At 54.3% G+C, this 21,210-nt stretch carries 17 protein-coding genes; 6 read left to right on the forward strand and 11 right to left on the reverse strand.

Going from position 1 to position 21,210, the window contains the following annotated elements; translation table 11 throughout:
* Positions 1 to 44: 44 nt before the first annotated feature.
* From MHH78_RS24365 to MHH78_RS24375, 3 genes are read right to left on the reverse strand one after another with little or no spacing between them, the layout of a single operon-like run.
* Positions 45 to 1,064: a zinc-binding alcohol dehydrogenase family protein gene (locus MHH78_RS24365; protein WP_341169103.1), complete on the reverse strand. Its 1,020-nt coding sequence runs from the start codon at positions 1,062 to 1,064 to the stop codon at positions 45 to 47.
* Complete coding sequence (locus tag MHH78_RS24370) at positions 1,064 to 2,023, reverse strand: aldo/keto reductase (RefSeq protein WP_341169104.1); 960 nt, start codon at positions 2,021 to 2,023, stop codon at positions 1,064 to 1,066. Before MHH78_RS24370 ends, MHH78_RS24365 begins: the two co-directional genes overlap by 1 nt.
* Before the next feature lie 5 nt (positions 2,024 to 2,028).
* The gene (locus MHH78_RS24375) at positions 2,029 to 2,880 is read right to left on the reverse strand and encodes an amidohydrolase family protein (RefSeq protein ID WP_341169105.1); all 852 of its coding nucleotides are present in this window, start codon (positions 2,878 to 2,880) and stop codon (positions 2,029 to 2,031) included.
* Between the two features lie 131 nt (positions 2,881 to 3,011).
* Between MHH78_RS24375 and MHH78_RS24380 the strand changes: the two genes are divergently transcribed.
* Positions 3,012 to 3,881 carry an AraC family transcriptional regulator gene (locus tag MHH78_RS24380; RefSeq protein ID WP_341169106.1) on the forward strand — a complete coding sequence of 290 codons (870 nt, stop codon included), beginning with the start codon at positions 3,012 to 3,014 and terminating at the stop codon, positions 3,879 to 3,881.
* Between the two features lie 45 nt (positions 3,882 to 3,926).
* On the opposite strand, the gene MHH78_RS24385 is transcribed toward MHH78_RS24380, so the two are convergent.
* Complete coding sequence (locus tag MHH78_RS24385; RefSeq protein ID WP_341169107.1) at positions 3,927 to 6,353, reverse strand: glycoside hydrolase family 31 protein; 2,427 nt, start codon at positions 6,351 to 6,353, stop codon at positions 3,927 to 3,929.
* A 119-nt stretch (positions 6,354 to 6,472) separates the two neighbouring features.
* On the opposite strand from MHH78_RS24385, the gene MHH78_RS24390 reads away from it, so the two are divergent.
* The 3 genes from MHH78_RS24390 to MHH78_RS24400 all read left to right on the forward strand — a co-directional run bounded on the left by MHH78_RS24390 (position 6,473) and on the right by MHH78_RS24400 (position 7,921).
* Positions 6,473 to 7,366, forward strand: a complete 894-nt coding sequence (locus MHH78_RS24390; RefSeq protein WP_341169108.1) for a helix-turn-helix transcriptional regulator — start codon at positions 6,473 to 6,475, stop codon at positions 7,364 to 7,366.
* Between the two features lie 145 nt (positions 7,367 to 7,511).
* On the forward strand, positions 7,512 to 7,715 hold the full coding sequence (locus MHH78_RS24395) for a helix-turn-helix transcriptional regulator (RefSeq protein WP_341169109.1): 204 nt from the start codon (positions 7,512 to 7,514) through the stop codon (positions 7,713 to 7,715).
* Positions 7,712 to 7,921 carry a hypothetical protein gene (locus MHH78_RS24400; protein ID WP_341169110.1) on the forward strand — a complete coding sequence of 70 codons (210 nt, stop codon included), beginning with the start codon at positions 7,712 to 7,714 and terminating at the stop codon, positions 7,919 to 7,921. Before MHH78_RS24395 ends, MHH78_RS24400 begins: the two co-directional genes overlap by 4 nt.
* A 187-nt stretch (positions 7,922 to 8,108) precedes the next feature.
* Here MHH78_RS24400 and MHH78_RS24405 read toward each other — a convergent pair whose 3' ends face one another.
* Both MHH78_RS24405 and MHH78_RS24410 read right to left on the reverse strand, forming a co-directional pair.
* Entirely contained in the window at positions 8,109 to 9,536 is a 1,428-nt protein-coding gene (locus tag MHH78_RS24405) for a family 43 glycosylhydrolase (RefSeq protein ID WP_341169111.1), read from the reverse strand.
* Between the two features lie 71 nt (positions 9,537 to 9,607).
* On the reverse strand, positions 9,608 to 11,404 hold the full coding sequence (locus MHH78_RS24410; protein WP_341169112.1) for a family 43 glycosylhydrolase: 1,797 nt from the start codon (positions 11,402 to 11,404) through the stop codon (positions 9,608 to 9,610).
* 246 nt (positions 11,405 to 11,650) lie between these two features.
* Between MHH78_RS24410 and MHH78_RS24415 the strand changes: the two genes are divergently transcribed.
* Entirely contained in the window at positions 11,651 to 12,793 is a 1,143-nt protein-coding gene (locus MHH78_RS24415; protein ID WP_341170370.1) for a glycosyl hydrolase family 8, read from the forward strand.
* A 351-nt stretch (positions 12,794 to 13,144) separates the two neighbouring features.
* On the opposite strand, the gene MHH78_RS24420 is transcribed toward MHH78_RS24415, so the two are convergent.
* The 5 genes from MHH78_RS24420 to MHH78_RS24440 form a co-directional block, all read right to left on the reverse strand.
* A complete protein-coding gene (locus MHH78_RS24420; RefSeq protein WP_341169113.1) occupies positions 13,145 to 14,773 on the reverse strand; it encodes a response regulator transcription factor in 1,629 nt (542 codons plus the stop codon).
* A complete protein-coding gene (locus MHH78_RS24425; protein ID WP_076073580.1) occupies positions 14,751 to 16,517 on the reverse strand; it encodes a sensor histidine kinase in 1,767 nt (588 codons plus the stop codon). Before MHH78_RS24425 ends, MHH78_RS24420 begins: the two co-directional genes overlap by 23 nt.
* An 81-nt stretch (positions 16,518 to 16,598) precedes the next feature.
* Positions 16,599 to 17,477 carry a carbohydrate ABC transporter permease gene (locus MHH78_RS24430; protein ID WP_076074807.1) on the reverse strand — a complete coding sequence of 293 codons (879 nt, stop codon included), beginning with the start codon at positions 17,475 to 17,477 and terminating at the stop codon, positions 16,599 to 16,601.
* A gap of 56 nt (positions 17,478 to 17,533) precedes the next feature.
* On the reverse strand, positions 17,534 to 18,433 hold the full coding sequence (locus tag MHH78_RS24435) for an ABC transporter permease (protein WP_076073578.1): 900 nt from the start codon (positions 18,431 to 18,433) through the stop codon (positions 17,534 to 17,536).
* Positions 18,434 to 18,505: 72 nt separating this feature from the next.
* Complete coding sequence (locus tag MHH78_RS24440) at positions 18,506 to 20,233, reverse strand: extracellular solute-binding protein (protein ID WP_341169114.1); 1,728 nt, start codon at positions 20,231 to 20,233, stop codon at positions 18,506 to 18,508.
* A gap of 170 nt (positions 20,234 to 20,403) precedes the next feature.
* Here MHH78_RS24440 and MHH78_RS24445 point away from each other — a divergent pair, with 170 nt between their 5' ends.
* A complete protein-coding gene (locus MHH78_RS24445) occupies positions 20,404 to 21,183 on the forward strand; it encodes a helix-turn-helix transcriptional regulator (protein WP_076073573.1) in 780 nt (259 codons plus the stop codon).
* Positions 21,184 to 21,210 lie beyond the last annotated feature (27 nt).

Below are 21,210 nucleotides of genomic sequence, written 5' to 3' on the forward strand. Positions count from 1 at the left end.
CCTTCGTAGTTAGTCAGTTCCACCCGTTAGTCCAGCTTCATCCGTTAATTCAGTTCCACCAGCGCCTTGATCACCTTGGTTTCAGGATTCAGCCAGCTCTCGAACTGCAAGGTCATCTCCCCGAAGGAGCAGCGGTGGGAAATATAGCGGTCCACATCAATATAACCGTCCCTAATGGCGTTAATCACCCGTTCGAAGTCCTCGCGGGTCGCATTTCTGCTGCCCTGCACCGTCATCTCACGGGCATGGAAATCAGGGTCACTGAAGGTAATGTTCCCTTTGACCAAGCCGACATAAGTCAACGTACCGCCATGCCCGACCAGTCCGAAAGCCCCTTCCATAGAAGAGATGTTGCCGGTGGAATCAATGACATGCGGCAGGAAATTGCCGTCTGTAAGCGCCGATAGCTGTTCCTTCGGCTCCTTCAAGGCGCTTACCGTATGCTCTGCCTGCGCCCAGCCCTTGCAGAAGGCCAGACGTTCATCGTTGACATCCATGGCAATGACCTTTGCCCCAGCGTACCGGGCCATGGCCATCACGCCCAGTCCGATCGGTCCGGCCCCGATCACCAGCACCTGCTCCCCCGCACCGACACCCGAGCGCCGCACCGCATGGGCACCGATCGCCAGCGGCTCCAGCATGGCCGCCTGATCCAGCGTCAGCCCGTCTGTCTTCAGCAGATTGCCTACAGGCAGACTCACCCGTTCCCGCATTCCGCCATCCAGGTGAACACCGAACACTCTCATTTTCTGGCAGCAATTCGTTTTACCGTTCAGACAGGCCCGGCACTCTCCGCAATGCAGATAGGGGATGACACTGACCTGATCCCCTGCGCGAAGCCCTTGCGAATTGTCTCCAATGCGCTCAATGATCCCTGCCAGCTCATGCCCCAGCACACGCGGATAAGTAAAATAAGGCTGGTTCCCCCGGTAAGCGTGCAGGTCTGTCCCGCAGATGCCGATCCGGCGGATGCTTACAATGGCTTCTCCATCCCGCAGCTCAGGCTCCGGGAGATCCTCGCGGAATACGAACTTTCCGACTTCCTCACAAATAATTCCTTTCATTATAAGCGCTCCCCGTTCCGGCCTGGTGCTTCGTTCCATTCTGCCCGGCCGCTCGGCCAAGTAGCCCCATCAATCGGCTTCAGAATATCGCGTACTTCTGCCAGTAATTGTTCGTCCATCGGCTCTTCGGTCCACTTAATATTGTTGCGGATATTGGCTGGTGTCGCCGTGCTGACCAAGGTCGTAGGAATCTGCTTGTTCGCGGTGGAGAACTGGACCGCCAGCTTGGCGATGTCTTCTCCCTTGTCCCTGCAATACTCAGCGGCGCGCTGACATGCGGCCTGAATCTCTGCTCCTGCCGGATGCCAATCCGGCACCTTACGGTTGCTGAGCAGCCCCATCGAGATGGGCGACGCATTCATCAGCCCCGTGCCGCTCTCCTCCAGCAGCGGAAGGAGCCGCAGCAGCGTGGTATCGTTGAGCGAATAATGGCAATAGGACAGAATGACATCCAGCTTGGTCTGCGGCAGCACCTTCTCGAACACACTCAGCGGCAGGCCGCTGACGCCGAAGTAACGGATTTTGCCCGCCTGCTTCAGCTCTTCCAGCGCCGGAATTCCCTCCTCCATCACCTGCGTAAGCGAGCCGAATTCAACATCATGCAGCAGCAGAATATCCAGGTAATCTGTGCCCAGTCTGCCCATACTCTCTTCCGCACTGCGGATGATCCGCTCTCTGGAGAAATCGAATTCCCCCTCGCCGTAACGTCCGGCCTTCGTGCTCAGGATATACTTGTCGCGCGGTACCGTCTGGAGTGCCTCACCCAGCACGGTCTCCGCCTTCATCAGGCCGTAGTAAGGGGAGACATCAATGAGGTTAATCCCCAGATCAATCGCCGTATGAACCGTGAGGATAGCCTCATCCTTCGGAACCTCCCGGAATACACTGCCCAGCGAAGAGGCCCCGAAGCTTAATGCGGAGACATCCAGTCCCGTATTGCCCAGCTTTCTGTATTTCATATCGCTCAACCTCCTATAATTAGTGAATCCAGCTTATAAAATCTAACAGCATTCGCTCCAAATACCGGCTCCATCTCTTCCGTAGACAATCGTCCTTGCAGTGCTGTGCGCAGAATCCCCACAACCTCCTCATAGGTTGCCGCCATCAGGCACACAGGCCAGTCGCTGCCGAACATCACCCGCTCGGGTCCGAACAGCTCCAGCACGGCATGAACGTAAGCAGTGAAATCCTCCTGCTTCCAGCCCTGGGGATCTGCTTCAGTGACCATCCCGGACAGCTTGCAGTAAATTCCCGGATGCCCCGCAACCTCTGCCATTTGGCTTCTCCACGGCTCCAGGCTACCCGATGCAATCGGGGGCTTGGCCAGGTGATCAATGACTCCCCGCAGTCCCGGAACCTGTTCCAGCATCTCAATGAGCTGCGGAAGCTGATCGGCCAGCACCAGCAGGTCTACCGGCACATCCCGCTCCGCAAGATATGAGAGCGCTTCTATATAAGGCCGGGTCAAAAGCACACCGGGGTCCGCCATCTCCTGAATCATTACCCGCAGCCCGGTGAACTTCGGATGTCTGCTGAGGCGCTCGAATTCGGCCTGGAAGGAAGGGCTTGCCAGATCCAGCCAGCCAATCACGCCCGCGACAGACTCCGCCTGCCCGCTGAGTTCCAGAATATATTCCGTCTCCTCCACCGTAGGCGCAGCCTGTACAACAATCGTACGGCTGATCCCGTGCTTCATTAGCTCCGGCTCCAGATCAGCGGGCAGATAATCCCGGAACAGCACCGGAATCTCCGGCGTAATCCATCCATAATCATCCCTGTCTATCTTCCAATAATGCTGGTGAGCATCAATATACATGATAACGCCTCCATTCCACCTTATTGTAAACATCCGATAAAGGAATAAAAATAGCTTAAACAAACAAATCTATACCTTATTTTGATATGATGTGGGTAAGAATGCAGAGATGTAACTCAGGGGGCGACTTCATGGAACCGATCCGCAGGCATTTTGACCATCAATTGCCGGTTACGCTGCTGCTGGACTATAAGGAAACGAAAAGTCCGCAGCGCGAGCTGCCCGACCACCAGCATGACTGGTACGAATTCATTTACGTATACGGCGGCAAAGGAAGCTTTTTCATCGATCAGACCTTTTATGAGATGCATCCGGGTGACATTATTGTCGTTCCCGGAAACACGGTACACCGGGGATTTCCCGACAATGAGGAGCCGGTGACCTCCTCCGCCCTTTTTTTCAGCCCGGCTCTGATCCATAACCATACCTACAGTGAGTCTTATCCCTATCTGAAGCTGTTCGACGCTGCCAAGACAAACAAGCAGTACAAGTATACCCTGTCTCCAGAGCATGCTGAAATTCTGCAAAATGATATCGATGCGATTCACCGGGAACGCGAGCAGAATCAGCCGGACGGCGGGCAGGCGCTTACGCTGCTGCTTCATCTTACACTGCTGCATCTGAACCGCTACTGCCTCCCGCAAGCCGCCGAGCCGGTCGCTTCAAGTCCCTTGCTGCCGGAGTGGTTCCGTGAGGCGCTCAGGGATATCAACGATCATCTGGATCAGCCGCTGGAGCTAAGCTCTCTGGCTGCGCGGGCGTCGATCTCACCGGCCCACTTCAGCCGGGTCTTCAAGCAGCGTCTGGGCATGAATGTGACGGATTATATTGCGACGAAGCGGATTTTTGCCGCCAAGGACAGCCTGCTGCAATCAAGCTATACCATCGAGCAGATTGCCATGGCCTGCGGCTTCGAGAGCCTGCCCCATTTCTACCGTACATTCAAAAGAATCACCAGCATGACACCCGCCGCCTACCGCAAGAGTAACAGAGCTTACTAAAGCTTCTCTATCAAGCGTACAATGAGTCACACATCGAATGAAGTCTCAGCTCTGCAGGTCCGCTTCACGGACAATTACAGCATCCCCCTCATAAGTGACAATGCGGCTTCCCGCATAACCGGCCAGCTCTACGGCAAATTGCCTTACCGCCTGCATTCCGGTATAGTCTCCGGCCCGCTTCCCGATCGTCAGGCTGCGGTCCGCTTCACACCAGCTCAGCTCAATCATGGCATAGGCGCCGGTCTCATAATTATAATTATCGCCTTCATCTTCATACAGGGTGAAGGCTGCATCCTTGCCGCCGTATACCTTGAGTCTCGTCACCGCCTCCGGCTGTTCATCCGTATATTGAACATCGGGGCCGAGCGGAACAATGGACCCGGCACGGACATACAGGGGAAGCGTCTCCAGATCCGCCTTGGCTTCAATCGTCACGCCGCCCTCCAGCCGTTCATCGCTCCAATAGTCATACCATTCGCCTTCAGGGAGGTAGACCCGGCGCTGCTTAAGAACCCCCTCAAGCTCGCGGGAGCCGGGACCGTAATACATGGCCTCTGTCACAGGAGCCACCATGAAGGCCGGACCGAACATGAACTGGTCGCCGATGGCATGGACCTGCACATCCTCCCGGTAATCGAAGGCCAGCGCACGGAACATAGTATAGCTGCGGTGTGCCACAGCTCCGGCCAGGGAGTAGATGTATGGCATCAGCCTGTAACGGAGCTTCAGATAGTTCACCAGCGTATCATACATCAGCTCCCCCTCCTGGCCGAACTGCCATATCTCTCTCGGCGTATCCGTGCCATGGGAACGAAACATCGGCAGGAAGGCTCCGAGCTGGAACCAGCGGACATACAGCTCCCGGTAGCCCAGATCCGCAACACCTTCGTCATAATCCCCGCTCCAGAACCATTGCTCCTTGGGATTCTTCACGAAGAACGCTCCGATATCCAGCGTCCAGTATGGCGAACCGGTCATGCAAAAGTTAAGGCCGTCTGCTATCTGCTTCCTCAGCGTCTCCCAGTTGGCGGCTATATCGCCTGACCATGTAATCGTGCCATAGCGGTGCTGTCCTGCGAACGCGGAGCGTGTCAGATTGATCACCCGTTTCGCTGAGGTCGCTGCACGCTGGCCTTCATAGATCCCTTTGGAGTGCTGCATGGAATAAGCATTGATCAAGCCCGGATCGAGATACCGCTTCGATTCTGCCGTATTAATCAGCAGCCGCTGCTCCGGCTCCGGCTTCACCGCGCCCTTCCAGTCCGCTTCGAACGGCTCGGTGCAATCGCACCACCAGGCATCAATGCCGTGGGCGAACAGCCCTTCGTTGGCCTGCTTCCAGTACAGCGCACGAGCCTCCTCCGAGAAGGCATCATAAGTCGCCTGATTGCCGAGCAGGAAACCGCGGGCCTTCATCTCTTCATGATTCTCCCCGCCCGCGCCCATAATCGGCCAGATGGATACCATCAGCTTGGCGTTCATAGCGTGCAGGCTGTTCATCATCTGCGAGGGATCGGGGAAGCGCTCAGGATCGAAAGTCTTTTGCCCCCACAGATTGCCCGTCCAGGACTGCCAGTCGAGTACGATACAGTCGAGGGGAAGCGAACGCTCACGATACTCTTGCACGATGGCGATCAGTTCCGCCTGAGAGACATATCTTTCCTTGGACTGTACATACCCGAAGGACCACTTCGGCAGCATCGGCGCTTCTCCGGTCAGATAGCGGATTCCCGCCGTAATCTGATCGAATTCCGGACCATAAATGAAATAGTAATCCATCTCTTCATCCGCATCGCTCCAGAGGTACGAGCCAAAGGCATCGTCATGAAAAGTCATATAAGACCCAGAATCCACCAGAATCCCGTAGCCGCGTGTAGACACCAGTACCGGTACAACCGCCTTCATATTCTGCTGGTACAAGTATTGCTGCCGTCCCCGGAGGTTCATCATCCCCTCTTCATGGGAGCCGAGTCCGTACAGGGCCTCCCCTTCCTGCCATTCGAATTCCAGCTTTGTATGAAAAGCCTCCCGGTCCAGCCTCCGGTTGACACCCTCCGCTCTGGCACGCAGACCATCTGCACCCTGCCCAGTCTCGACCGTGTCTGCTGAGGCATCGAATACCGTATGATAGACCTCTGTCCGCTCCAGGGTTTTGCCGCCTCTGGCCGGCTCCCGTGTCAGCAGTGTGCCGTCCGCAGCTCTATAGCTGAAGGCACAGGTCTCTTTATCCACTTCAACCGTTAGCTGCGCCGTTGATATCTGCAGATGGCCGGGCAGTTCTGTGATAGTGTAAGGTACGGTCTCGGCTTCTGGCCGGCTTACCACCATCAGACTCTCTTTACCGCTCAGCTCAGCATTCAGCGTATAGCGGATTCTGGCAATCCCCGGCGTACACCAGCCGATATGCATTATTCCCTCACTAGTCTCCAGCCTTACGCCAGCCTCGCCGGATTGAACAGTTATCAGTTTCATTATGGTTCCACCCTTCCTTATGACTTCCTCTGGTTATAATGATATTATTATTGATAGCGGTTCATCTATCATATATTTGCGCGATATCATCACAATATAGCGATTCAGAGGAGAGCATCATGTACGAACACCGTTACCGGGAGAACAAGCTGCACGGCCAGCCGGAATTCCCGCTGCATATCTACCGGGTGGAGCATCAGGCCCGCGTGCATTCCATTCTTCCCGTGCACTGGCATAACGAGATGGAGATTATCTATCTGGCGGAAGGCCGCGCTACCTTCCATATTGAGAGCCGCGAGTTCTCCATTCAGGCTGGAGATGCCCTGATCGTTCATCCCGGTGAGCTTCATTCGGGCATGGACACCGCAATGGGCGGCACCTGTTATTATTCCATCGTGTTCAAAAGCTCCTGGTTGTCTTCGCCGCAGCCCGACCGCGTACAGGAGCTGTTCCTGGACCCCGTCCTGCAAGGGAAGGTCCGGCTTCCCGCTCTGTTATCTGCTGCAAATGCCGCCCACTCCCCCTTGCTTCAGCTGATCAGGGAGCTGTTAAGCCGCTATGAGCGTAAGCCCGGGGCATACGAAATGAGCCTGAAGGCGCTCTTACTGCTGTTCATCGCAGACAGCTATCAATACGGGCTGACCAGGCTGAACCCGGCGGCGGAGACCCGGCACGGCCGGGAATATAACCGGCAGATCCGGGAGGTGCTGAGCTATATGGAGGCGCACTCCCGCGACAGGCTGGAGCTGGATCAGCTTGCCGCCGTGGTAGCGCTGAGCCGCTCGCATTTCTGCAAGTTTTTCAAAGCTCAGACAGGGATGCGCCCGATGGAGTATCTGAATTATATCCGCATCAGCCAGGCGGCCAGTCTGCTCCGCAGCGGATCATACAACGTGCTGGAGGCTGCGCTGGAGTCGGGCTACCAGCATGTCAGCTATTTCACCAAATGGTTCAAGCATTATATGAACATGACCCCCTCAGAGTACAAGGCCCGGTATTCTTCCGGCGTGTAGCTATGATGCGCGGGGATGCCACATACTGAGGGTTTGAAGAAAATAAATCTCTAGGAAATGTAAAAACATTTTGACATATAAATTCAAAAGACTTATCATTTAATATGTAAATAGTTTTTGACATTATAGAAAAGGTGATCACTTTTTGAAGAATAAGATTAGGGATATTAGAAAAAAAATGAAGCTCTCTCAAGAGGATCTTGCTATTAAATGTAACGTCACAAGACAAACTATCAATGCTATAGAAAATGATAAGTATGATCCCACCTTGACCTTAGCCTTCAAATTATCAGTGCAATTAGATATAACCGTAGACCAATTATTCACTTACGAGGAGGATTCAAAATGAAACGACAGAGAGCCGATGAAATGGAGCAATTTAAAAATAATAAATCTGCTAAAAACACTTACTTATTTTTCACTATAGCTCTACTGGCTTGGTCATTAATCAATGTGTTCACGAAAGGTGAACCGGGTTGGGAGTTTGTTATTTTACTGATAGGAAATATAATTTTCTTTTGTTCAAGAGTCTTCTACAAAAGGAAACTGCAATAAAAGAGCTAATCATTGTTCAACTAACGGGAATCGTTGTTTCAATTTCATCGAACACTGACAACAGCCACTGTCCCCTATGATCCGCCGGACTATACGTTGAAATAACAAGGCAGCACAACCGGAGAATTCCCGGTGGCTGCTGCCTTGTTGCCGTGCCTATTCAGAATCCGCTTCCAGCTCTGCCTGACTACTCCAGTGTAAATGAAGCAAACTGCGCGCCGCCTCCTCCGGTATACGTGAAATACAAGGCCTGCACGCCGTCCGGAATCGCCACTTCCGCAGCATATTCTTTCCAGACATTCGTGAAGCCTACCGGAATAGAAGCAAGCGCAGGCCCGTCCCAAGCCGTCTTCACCTGGAACTCCCCATGGCAATATCCCCGCACCTTGATGGAGACCCGGCTAACCCCCTTGCAGTCAAAATACTTGAACCCGGCGGTCGCCGACTCCGTCATATTGGCAATATAGCCAACCTCTTCGTCGCCGTCTCTGCCGTCCTGGGTAATCTTCGGGAACCGGCTGTCCATCCACGCACCCACCTTGCCAAACCCTCCGGTATACATCTCCTGATCCTTGGTGAACAAATGACAGGCCAGGTAAGCGGGATATTCTCCGCGTCCCTCCAGCGGGCCGCCGTTCGGGCCGGAGGTTGTAATCTCCACCTGCGGGATGGAGCCGTCTTCACGGAACGTAATCGGCTCGATGCAGCCCTGGCGCGAGAACGCGGTCCCGTTGGTATGCCGGTGATAGAAGATATACCACGCTCCATTAACCTCCACGATGCTGCCGTGGTTATTGCCGCCGTAATACATCGTCTGGTCCGCAGGCTTATACGTATCGATATGCAGATCACAGTTGCTCACAATGACTCCCTGATACACGAAATCCCGGGTAGGATGACTGCTGGTGGCATAACACAGCTCATGCATCGAGATGGAGGAATAGATCAGGTAGTAGATATCTCCTCTTTTGCGGATGGAAGGGGCCTCGAAGAACTCATAGCCCTCGAAGCCGGTTCCCTGGCTGTAAGGCTGGCTCGGTGCAACGAACACAGGCTCTTCAATAATCGTAAGCATATCGGGACCCAGTACGGTAGCCATCGCGCCGTGTCTGGACTTGTCGCCGTATCCGCAGAAGCCGGTATACAGGTAAGTGGTGTCTCCTTCGGTTAATACCCCCGGGTCAAACTGAGGCTCATCGCCTTCCCGTTCGCCCAGACGCGTGCCGTCCCCGTAGGTGACATACCCGTAGAATTCATATTTGCCGCCCGGCTTATCGCAGACCGCTACCGATACGACAGAAACCTTGTCCAGTACATAGTAGATATAGTAGCGCCCGTCCGGTCCCTGCGTCACATCCGGTGCATAGAGACACATGCTGCCTTCCGGGTTGAGCGGGTCATCTGTCGTCTTGTAGATCACCCCTTCATACTGCCAATCGCCCAGATTGTCCTCCGGCGCTGACCAACAGACGTAGTCGTTCAGACAGAAGGCGTGTCCGTTGAACCGGTCATGCGAGCCATAGACATATACTCTTCCTTCAAAAACATAAGGCTCCGCATCCGGCACGTACTCCCAGGAAGGCAGATAGGGGTTGAATCCTTGTTGTTGTGTCATTCTAACATCCTCCATTTGTTATATAGATTGTCGTTGTTAATTTATCATTCTGGGATGGCCGTGACTCCAGACTAAGCAAGCACTGTCACCTGTATCGTGCAGTCGGCGTAATCCGGATGTACATCTCTCTCCCCGGCCACATCGAGCAGTGGAACTCCGTTACTGTTGTAATGGACTCTGTGGATCGCCGAGCATCTCGTTCCATGCTTCACCAGTTGCTCTTCCCCGTGGTAGAGGACTAGCGTAGTACCATCTGTATCCTGGAAAAAGGAATTATGCCCCGGACCGTACACCCCGTCCAGCGAATAATAAGAAAGTGCCGGCGTGCCCGCCTTACTCCAGGCACCGGCATCCAGAACATCGCCGCCCCGTGGAATGCTTAACCAGCCCACCGCATAGGTATATCCCGTTGCCGCCCCGCCGGAATAGGCAATATACACAGTATCTTCCGTAAGGAGCGGATACGGGCCTTCGTTATTGATCGTGCCCTGAACATTCTCCCAGCCCAGCAGCGGACGCGACAGCAGCACCGGCTCACTGGTTAATACCGCCGGGTTCGCTTCATCTACAGTGGCGATGTATAGCATGGAGCCGGTATCCAGCGGCGTTCCGATCCCTTTGCGGTAAGACCAGACTACACAGGAGGTACCGTCTGCCTTGAAATAAGTCATATCCAGCGTAATGCCGTCTGCGGCCAGTGGAGTACCGTCCATCCGCTTCACCCGGACCGGCGTGCTCCAATCCCCGGCCTTCATAATATCGCCGCCGGGGTTCAGCTTCATCAGATGGCATTGCGGTCCCCATACCTTACCGCCAACAGCGAACAGGATGTACAGCTCCCCGCCGATGACATGGAATTCCGGTGCCCAGAAGGTCTGGATGAAGTTCAGCTCCTCATTCAGGTCCAGTATAACGGCTTCCTGGAAGCCCGGAGCGAATAAGTCCTGCAAGGTATCTGCCACGCGGACATAGATGCCGATATTATTGACATTGTCATTGGTAGCCAGGAAGTAATACCTGCCGTTCCAAGGGAGAATCACCGGGTCTGCATAGCCGCTTGCTAACGGGAACGGCAAGTCATAAGTGACCACTTTGCCATGTATGGTATGTGTTCCTGGCAAGGTGAAATCAATCCCTGCGGTATCCCAGGCCACCCGTTTATCGGCAGTGGAGCCGTCAGAATATAGCGCTGTGGCTCTGACCTTTGTCAATTCGTCGGCAGAGTGAACACTGACCTGCTCTGCCACGCGAATACCGGTGTTATGCACCGGGGTCCAGGCAGCCTGAACCTTACGGCCGGCGGGACCGTCCACGGTCAGCACATTCCCCGGACGGGTTCCGGGCAGCGGCTGCGCGGGCCGCTCTACTGTGTAAGCTTCCGCAGGCTCCGGCGGCGAGATCCCTTCCGGCTTCCGCAGGTCGGCCAGCCGGTTCACATAATAGCTGCCGTCATTGTCCTGCCAGCGGATCTCATATCCGCCAGTGCTGTCCAGTGCGCAGACTGCTTCTTTTACATACCGTTCATGGTCTAGCCGGACAAGCCGCTGAGCATCGAAGGTCACCAGATCCGGCGAGGTCCACAGCAGAATCTGCCCTCTGCTCTCCCCGTCATCCTCCCCCGAGGCATCAATTCTTACCGCAATCATCCCGAAAGCACCATCCTGTGTGCGGAACAGATAGGGGTTTTTGAGTCCTTTTTCATGAATCACATTCTTCTCATCCACGGTGGCCACGGCAAATAATAGGCCATAGTTCCGGTTCAGCGGCTGAAATTCGTTAGCGTCATCTGCACAGGCCATATGAACACTGTTGGCGAGAGACCCGGTGTAATCCTGGTTCGGTATGCGCGTGTAGACTGTAAGCTTCATTAGCTCTGCCACCTCATTCATAGCTCTATCACCCTTACCTTGTTATTCATCTTGCAGCATGTCCCTATCAGTATAGAGAAGCTTTTGGCGTGAAGTCCATGACATATAGACACCTAAGCTTGATCTATCCTTAGATTATGGGCCGGAGCCGGAATCCTCTATAAAATATCTGGAAAACGCTTTAATCTCTATACTGCCGCTTATGATATACTTGGGCAAAATAAAATTCACCTGGAGGATGTTATGATGAATACTACAGAGGGCTCTTTTTACACAGGGGAGTACAGAAATATGTTCCTTGAGAACGGACTGCGTCCGGAGGCGATTCAGCAGCGGCTGGAAGATACCTGGAACGAAATATTCTACGGTGCCCCTGATGTCCGGCTCTACCATACTATGGATGAGGATAAGGGTTATATCGTAGATACAGGCAATACCGATGTGCGCACAGAGGGCATGTCCTACGGGATGATGATGGCGGTTCAGATGGATAAAAAGGAGGAGTTCGACCGGCTCTGGAATTTCGCCAAAGTCTTCATGCAGCATACGGAGGGCCGATATAAGGATTATTTCGCCTGGCAATGCAAGTTGGATGGTACACGGTTGTCTCCCGGTCCCGCGCCGGATGGAGAAGAGTTCTTCGCGATGGCACTGTTCTTCGCTTCCCGCCGCTGGGGTGACGGAGCCGCGCCGTTCAATTATTCCGAGCAGGCCAGAATCATTCTCCGCGCTTGTGTGCACAAGGGAGAAGACGGGGAAGGCCATCCGATGTGGGACCCGGAGACCCGGCTGATCAAGTTCATCCCGGAGACTCCGTTCAGCGACCCCTCCTATCATTTGCCGCATTTCTATGATCTGTTCGCCCTGCAGGCGGATGAAGCTGACCGGGCGTTCTGGAAGGATGCTGCTACCCGGAGTCGGGATTACTTGCACCTGGCCTGCCACCCGGTTACCGGGCTGTCCCCGGAATACGCTAACTATGACGGAACTCCGGCGGACCCTCAACCGCATGGCGATTTCCGCCACTTCTTCAGTGATGCTTACCGGGTCGCCGCCAACATCGGGCTGGATTATGAATGGTTCCGCTGCGATCCTTGGCAGGTAGAGCAGTCTAACCGCATTCAGGCTTTCTTCCGCGATATCGATCCGGCTGATTACCGGCGGTATACCATTGACGGGCAGCCGTTCGACGAGCCTTCCCTGCATCCGGTCGGCCTGCTATCCACTCTGGCCATGGCCTCGCTTGCCGCCGATGGCCCGGATGCCGGGCATTTCGTCAAGCTATTCTGGAACACCCCGCTGCGCACCGGAGAACGGCGGTATTACGACAACTGTCTATACTTTTTCACCATGCTGGCGCTGAGCGGGAATTATCGGATTTACTTATAAAAGAAACTAACTAAAGCTGGCCTCACTGTCCTCCATTGGCCTACTTCTGGCGGGGCAGAGTGAAATCAGGGGCACTTGTGCTCCTGATTTGTTCGTTTAGCCAACTTATGCTGGAATCAGGGGCACTTGTGCTCCTCATTCACTCATTTAGCTAACTTCTGCCGATATCAGGGGCACTTGTGCTCCTCGTTACTCTAATACCATCTCTTTCATTCGCCCATCCAGCCGACTTTTGGCTGCATAAATGGGATTTATCCCTCTCATTTACTCTCCTCAACGAACAATCGCTCCCCCGGACGATGGAGGCAACGCCATCCATCCGAAGGAGCGACTTTCTTATATCCTATCCATTCAACCCCCAACCACATCCGCACGGTATTCCTGCGGCGTGGTTCCGGTCCACTTTTTGAAGACCCGCGTGAAGGATTGCGGGGTGACGTAGCCGATTAGCGAGCCGACCTCCGCCACTTTCAGCTCCCCCCTCCGCAGCAGATCCTTGGCCTGGCGGACTCGCAGCTCCTCGATATACTCGGATAGATTGATTCCCCGTTCCTGCTTGAACAGGCGGGACAGATAGGAGGGATTGAAGTGGATCACATCGGCCAGCCGCACGAGCGACAGGTCCTGGTCGAGATTCTCTTCTATATATATGCAGATCCGGTCGATAACACCCGCCGCCCGCTTCTGCTCGCCGCTCCTGCGGACAGAGAACAGATTCCCGGCGGTATCCTCCAGATAGCGGAAGGCTTCTCCCCATGTACGGTGGACCTCAAGCTGCATCAGCCCGCTTGCCCCGATCTCCTGGTCCGCTTCCCACCTGTTCGTATACGACATGAGCATCAGAGCAATGGTGTAATACAGCTCAGTCAAATAAGGGTTGCCCCGCGTACATTCCTGCCCCGCAGGTTCAGCCATCTCCCCGAACAGCCGGAGGAACTCCTCCTTGCGGCCCGCCTCCAGATGCGCAGCCAGGGTCTCCACCTTGTCACGCAGGAAGCGGTCACGCAAGGTATCCGGCAACGCCGCTTCATTCAGCTGCACCTTCTGAACCATCCGCTCCCCGTCCCCGGCCCGGTAATGCTGAACCTGCCTCGCCTTATCGTACACCACAGGAAGCCTGGACCACGCGGACTCCTCCGCACTGAGGGTGATGGCCATCCCGACCTCCAGCGATTCCCTGCAGGACTGCTGAATCAGCTCGAAGGTGCCTTCCAGAAATTTTATCATCTGCTCCAGATCCTCCGGCTGCGAAGCCTCTTCCGTACCGCCCGGCTGAATCAGCCAGATCAGGTCACCGTAACGGTCGATGACTCCAAGGCTGACCGTCCGCTCCTTCAGCAGCTTCTCCGACAGGAACTTGACCGCAAGTGCTGTCTCCCGGCGGTTCATATACGTGCGCGAGGATTCAGGATCACTGATGCTGCCCAGTGCGATCAGGACCGGCCGCGAAGCATCCAGCGGAATGTTCAGACGGATGAAGTCCCCGGCCATATCCTGATCCGCCTTGACGCTGTGAATGAGGTGGCGGAAATAATCGCCCTGCGCCAAGGTCTCCAGCGTGTTCAGCTGCTCCTTGGATTCACGGATCAGATCATTCACCTGCATGGTGTCGTTCAATTCCTGTAGCGCACGCATCACTGCTTCAATCAGCTTCGGATAACCTTCATTCTTGAGCACATACTGGACGCCCGGAGCCTGAATCGCCTGGTAGACATAATTGAAGTCGCTGTGTCCGGTCAGGAAGACGATTTTGCATTGCGGCCAGCTCCGGCGGATATGCTCCATCAGCTCCAGCCCGTCCATCTCGGGCATACAGATATCAGACAGCACGATGTCCACCCGGGTCCGGTGCAGCAGATTTAGCGCTTCACGGCCCGAGTAGGCCTTGTAGATATCCAGCTCAAGCTCCATTTTGCCGAAAATTACAGCCAGTCCATCTGTGATAATCTCTTCATCATCAACGATAAGCATCCTGTACATCAGCATTCTCACCTCCAGCTCTAAGCAGGATGGTTACCCTTAGTCCGCCCAGCTCACTCCGGTCCGCCAGCAAGCCGCTCTCTTCTCCGAAGGTTATGCGGATGCGCCGGTGAATGTTCACAAGGCCGGTGGTCTCCGCCTGCTCCTGATAGACATTAAGGGAGTCTTTCAATTGCTCAAGCGTGTCATCGCTCAGCCGGTCCCCGTTATCCTCAACGATAATGCGGATATCCGGGCCTTCCTGCACGAAGCGGACAATGATCAGGCCCTCCATGGCTTTCTTTTCCAGGCTGTGCTTGAACGCGTTCTCAATAATCGGCTGCACAATCAGCCGCGGAACGGGCACCTTCTTCAGCTCCTCCGACAAGGCATCGAACCGGACCCCAATTCTGCGGGAGAAGCGCATGGCCTGAATCTCTGTATACATCCTTGCATGGTGAATCTCCTGCTCCAATGACACCAGATCGGAAGCGTTCCGGGTGACAAACTGGAAGTATTCCCCCAGCATCGTAGTAAGCTGTTCGATCCGCTCGGTATCGCCGGTCTTCGCCATTGTGTTCAGAATGAAGAAGCTGTTATACAGAAAATGCGGGTTAATCTGTGATTGCAGCTGCTTCAGCTCTGCCCGCTGGGCCATAATCTTCTGCTTGTACACCTGGTCGATCAGGGAATGCAGATTGCTCACCATCTGGTTGAAACGGCTGTACAGATAACGGAATTCATCCTTCGACTCATGCTGGATATGAATGTCCAGATCGCCCTGCTCCATTCTCCGGAAGCTCTTCACCAGCGTCAGCATCGGCTTATGAATGAACTTGTAGGTCGATAGTGCAAAAGCTATGATGATGGCAAGCGCAGCCACACCAAACACCCAGGCCCAGGTATAGAATTTGCTCAGCGGATTCTTGATAATATCCTCCGGGATCATCCGGTAGATGGACAAGCCAAGCTCCTGTGAGCCGGTCTGGACGATATAATAAGGCGCACCGGCGATCCTCAGCCTCTCCCCGGAGGCCACCGCGCGGATATCCCGGGCATACTGGGACGGCTCCGCCTGCGCCAGCTCGCCGGTCATGCTGTAGAGCGCGAATCTCGCACTATCGGAGAGCAGCAGCGTTCCACTGCCGGGATACGTATTGAATTGGCCCAGCGCCGCCCGCAGCTCCTGGGTGTCCAGCTCAATCTCGACCGTCAGCAGCGGCTCCGCCCCCTTGATGCCCCGCTGCTTCATCGCACTAAGGTACAGGCCGCCATCCCACTCAATCACCTGGGAACGGCGGTCCCCGAAGACCGAGCGGATCTCGCGGAAGCGCTTCAGTTCAATCTCACGCACGCCGCCGACTGATGATATGGTCCGGCCTATAGTCATAATATGAACCCTGACGTCCTTGATATACGTGCTGCTGTTCTGCACGATGAACAGCCGCTTCATCAGCGAATTCAGATTCTCCGTGCGGTCAATGGTCGGCAGCGTCTCCCAGGTCAGAGCCAGCTTATTCAGATCCTCATCCTCCAGCAGACTGTATTGCAGCAGCTTCATCCGCTCGATCTCATTCTCCATATCATTTAAGTAGAAGACGGTTTGCGCGCTGGCCGAGCTTCGGATATCGCTGCTGGCCGTTTGCACAATCCACTGATACAGATAAGCGGCGAAGACAAGAATAGGCAGCATAATGAGCAGAAAGGTCACAATCAGCCGCAGAAATATCGTATTGCGCAGTGAGTAATCCTTTTTGAACAACAATCCCAGGCCCCCAGCAATCATTTTCACCATTATAGCCTGAATCCGGGGAGAGCCGCAGGCTTATGCATAACTTCCGGGAGGTTAACCTTTGACACTGCCGAGTACAATTCCCTTCACGAAATATTTCTGCAGGAACGGATAGGCCAGAATAATCGGCAGGGAGCCGAGGAAGATCTGGGAAGACTTCAGCGTCCGGTCCGAGATCAGCGCCAGATCAAGCATGGCATCACGCGACATATTCGACAGGTTCTGCTGGATCACTATCGTCTGAATATAGCTCTGCAGCGGATAGTTGGCCGGATTCCCCATGAGCAGCAGGCCGTCGAACCAGCTGTTCCAGTGCTCCACCATCGAGAACAAGGCCAGTGTAGCCAGCGCCGGCTTGGAGATCGGCACGAAGATGGACCAGACCGTCCGGAAGTGGCCCGCCCCGTCAATCAGCGCCGCCTCTTCCAGCTCCTTCGGAATCTCCCGGAAGAAGTTAAGCAGCAGCACCACGCTGAACACAGGAACTGCGCCGGGCAGCACCAGCGCCCAGATGGAATCCAGCAGGCCATACTCCTTGAGCGTGGTATACCAGGGAATCAGCCCGCCGTTGAACAGCATCGTGACGAAGAAGGCCCAGGCATAGACGCTGCGGAACCGCAGAGCGTGTGATTCCTTGGATAGCGGATAGGCCACGAGGATCGTCAGCAACAAGTTCAGCGGCGTGCCGATGCCGATCCGTGTCAGGGAGACAAGCATCGACTGCCAGAATTCTGTGCGGCTCATCGTATACATATACGAGGCGAATGTGAAATCTACCGGCCAGAGCCTGACATACCCTGCGGAAGCCGCCGCGCTGGAGCTGAAGGACACCGCTATAATATGAATAAGCGGGAGGATACAGAGCAGTGAGACCAGAATCAGAACGGTTGCGTTCAATACCGCAATCCCGTCAAAGCGTTTTTTGGGGCGAATGGGAGTCCATTCCTCCGGTTTAGGCGTTAGCTGTTGCTCCAAGGGTACTCCCTCCTCTAAAAAATCCGGTATTTGGCGAAACGGTAAGCCAGGAAATACGAGCTGGAAATTAAGGTAAGCGATATGATCGATTTAAAGAAGCCGACGGCAGTCGCTACGCCGTATTGTGCGTCGAGCAGACCGATCCGGTAGACGAAGGTATCCAGGATATCCCCGCTCTCATAGACCTGCGGACTGTACAGATTGAAGACCTGATCGAAGCCCGCGTTCAGCAGTTGACCCAGACTGAGTACCGACAGCAGGACGATGACCATGCGTATGCCCGGAATGGTAATATGCCAGGTCTTGTGCCACCGGTTCGCACCGTCAATGGTAGCTGCTTCATAGAGTCCGGGATCAATCCCCGTTATAGCCGCCAGGTATACAATCGTGCCGTAGCCGAAGTTCTTCCACACATCCGAAGCAATCAGCGTGAAGGGGAACCAGTCATTGTCGCCGAGGAAGAATATCTTGGAGACGCCGAACCATCCGAGGAATTCATTCACAATCCCGCCCGATGGAGACAGAATATCAATCAAGATGCCGCCAAGCACGACCCAGGATAAGAAATACGGCAGATAAATCGCTGTCTGCACAGACCGTTTGATCACATTACTGGCCAGCTCGTTCAGCAGAATCGCGAACACCAGCGGAATAATCAGGCCCAGAATCAGCTTGAGACTTGAAATAAACAGCGTATTCCACAGCACCTGTGTGAAGCTTGGCAGGTTCATCACATATTCGAAGTTATCAAGGCCCACCCACTTCTGATCCCCGAACAAGCCCTTGGCAGGGATGAATTTCTGAAATGCAATCATGACACCGGCCATGGGGACGTAAGAGAACAGAAGGATCATCACCAGTCCCGGCAAAAGCATCAAATGAAGCGGCAGTTCTTTTCGCAGTTTTGTTCTCATCGTTATCCTCCACATCTGCAGGCAAGAATGGAATGGAGGAAGAAAAGGTCGTTTTCTTCCTCCAGGGGCGCCTTATTTCTTAGTCGCTGCGTACCATTCGTTGACCTCTTGCGTAATTTGATCGCCGCCCAGCTTCTGCCAGTCCTTCACGAACTGGTCGAACTTATCGATAGGGTCACCCAGAATGATTTTGACAAACATTTCATTCTGCTGCTTCTCAAGCGTTGTCTTGCGCTCGACCATGGTCGGAGTCGGAGCGCCGACGAATTTCTCCTGCAGGAACTGGTCATTCTTGATATACTGGTCAGCTATGCCCATGGAGCCCTGCTCTCCATAGATCCGCTCCCAGCCCCATAGGGAGAAGCCCTCCGTTGAACCTGAAGCATAGGACTCCAGCTTCTCCTGGATCGTCTTGGCTTCACCCTTCAGTGTAGAGAAGTCACCGGCCTTGCGGGCAGCATCAATCTCACGGAACGCATCTACATTCTTCGTGACCGGATACGGCGTAACCGGAGACAGCTGCCAGACACTTTCCGCTTCCGGCGGTGCATAGTACTTATCGAATTCAGCCGTCTCACCCCAGTTCTTCTCCACATGCAGGTTGAACAATTTGATCACCGCTTCCGGATGGGCAGCGCCCTTCTTTACTGCGAAGAAGCGGGTTGTGCTGAACTTCAGCGGCACCTTCGGCGTGTCGCCCGATTCCGAGACAATCGGGAAGGCCTGCCACTGGGCTTTGGGATCATTGTCACGGTTGAGCTGCAGCGGCCAGATGGAATTCCACTGCTCGCCGTACTCCATCCCAATCTTGCCGGCCGAGATCAGCTCAGAGACCTTGCCTCCATCCTTGACACCGAACTCCTGATCCAGCTGCCCCTTCTTGGCCATATCCTGCAACACCTGAAGCGCTTTCTTCACTTCCGGCTGAATGCTGCCGTAGACCAGCTTGCCGGTTCCGTCATCCAGCCAGATGTTCGGATAGGCATTATACCCGGCCATGAAGCCTTCCAGTCCCATCGCCCCGCCCCACAGATCCTTGGTAATGCCAAGGCCGTAGGTATCCTTCTTCCCGTTTCCGTCGGGGTCCTTATCAGCGAACGCTTCAGAGATCGCCAGGACATCCGCCATCGTCTTCGGCGGCTGCATACCGAGCTTCTCCAGCCAGTCTGTCCGAATCCAGATATACATCGAGCGTTCAATGGAGGATTCCAGGCTCGGGATAGCCATCAGCTTGCCGTCGAAGGTCGCGGCATCGAATACACTCGTGCCTTCTCCCGACAGCACCTTCTTGGTGAACGGGGAAGCATACTTTTCATATAAAGCTGTCATATCCTCAAGCTGGTCTGAATCGGCCAACTGCTTGAGCTGGGTGGCGTTGACCGGCGTTACATCCGGCAGATCCCCGGAGGCCAGGGTGACATTGATTTTCTGCAAGTATTGATCCGAGGTCTGGCTGCCCTTCACAATCCAGTTATATTTGATCTTGATGCCGAGCTGATCCTCATACAGCTTGGTCCAGCGGTTGTTATCAATCGTCTCATCCTTCAATACGCCAAGCACGTTATTCTCTACCACATCGCTCAGATCTCTGACGAACGATAGCTCAATCGGAGGATCGTATTTGCCGAGCGGACTCTCATCAACAGCTGCGCTTGGCTTCGGATCATTACCGGCTGCCGCGTCCTTGCCGCCGTTACCGGATTCCAGCTTGCCCGAGCAAGCGGACAACAGCAGTGCAGACAACAGCAGGATGGATGTACTCTTCAGTCGGCCCAGACCATTTCTTGTACCTGTGTTCATAGTCAACCCCCAGTTCATTTAGTGTAGATTTAATTTGGTTACGCTTTCATTATGGGGGAGGCACCTATTTATTGACAACGCTCACATTTTTACTTCACTTATCCGGCATTGACAAAAACATAAAAAAAACCATGCTATAATTAAGCATGGTTGCCGGGAGGAGTATGGAAATGGCCCTTATTCACTATGTCGAGTGCAATACGATACACGGTTCTAATTTCGTTGTAGATGTTCCCGCTGGCGCGCACTGGCTCCTGGTCATTACCAAGACTCCGGCTCTATTCTGGGTGCATGGCGGACTCAAGCAATACCCTGCCCACAGCGTAGTTCTTTACCAGCCGCAGCAGAAAGTATATTATCAGGCCTGCGCCGGCCAATTCATCAATGACTGGATTCGTTTTGAATCCAATGAGCCTTATGTTACCGAATCTCCGCTTCCCTTAGGTATCCCCTTTGCGCTTAGCGACCCTGACTATTGCCAAAAGCTGCTTGAGCTGCTCGCCAGCGAGCATCATATGGGCGGGGACTGCAAAGCCTCCTCCATCGATCTGCTCCTGCGTGCACTGTTCAACAAGCTGTGGGAATCCTATTTCCAGGACAATATTACCCCGCAATATTACAAGCTGCTGAAGCTGCGCACGTCTATTCAGACCAATCCCGGGGAGTACTGGACCGTAGCCAGAATGGCCGGTGTGCTGGAGATCAGTTCAGGCTATCTTCAGAATATCTACAAAAAAACCTTCGGACTCTCCTGTATGGAGGATGTCATTAACAGCCGCATCCGCATGGCCAAGGAATACCTCATCCACAGCACAGAGAGCATCGCTGATATCGCAGCACGGTGCGGCTATCCGAATGTGGAGCATTTCTGCCGGCAATTCAAGCAGGTGACCGGGTATACACCGCGAAATTACCAGCGACAGGCCAAGGCCGGGGCTTCGCCGCCGTAACTCCAGAGCCTATCGGGGCTTCCAGCC

The organism is Paenibacillus sp. FSL H3-0333, from assembly GCF_038002805.1.
Lineage (GTDB): Bacteria > Bacillota > Bacilli > Paenibacillales > Paenibacillaceae > Paenibacillus_AQ > Paenibacillus_AQ silagei.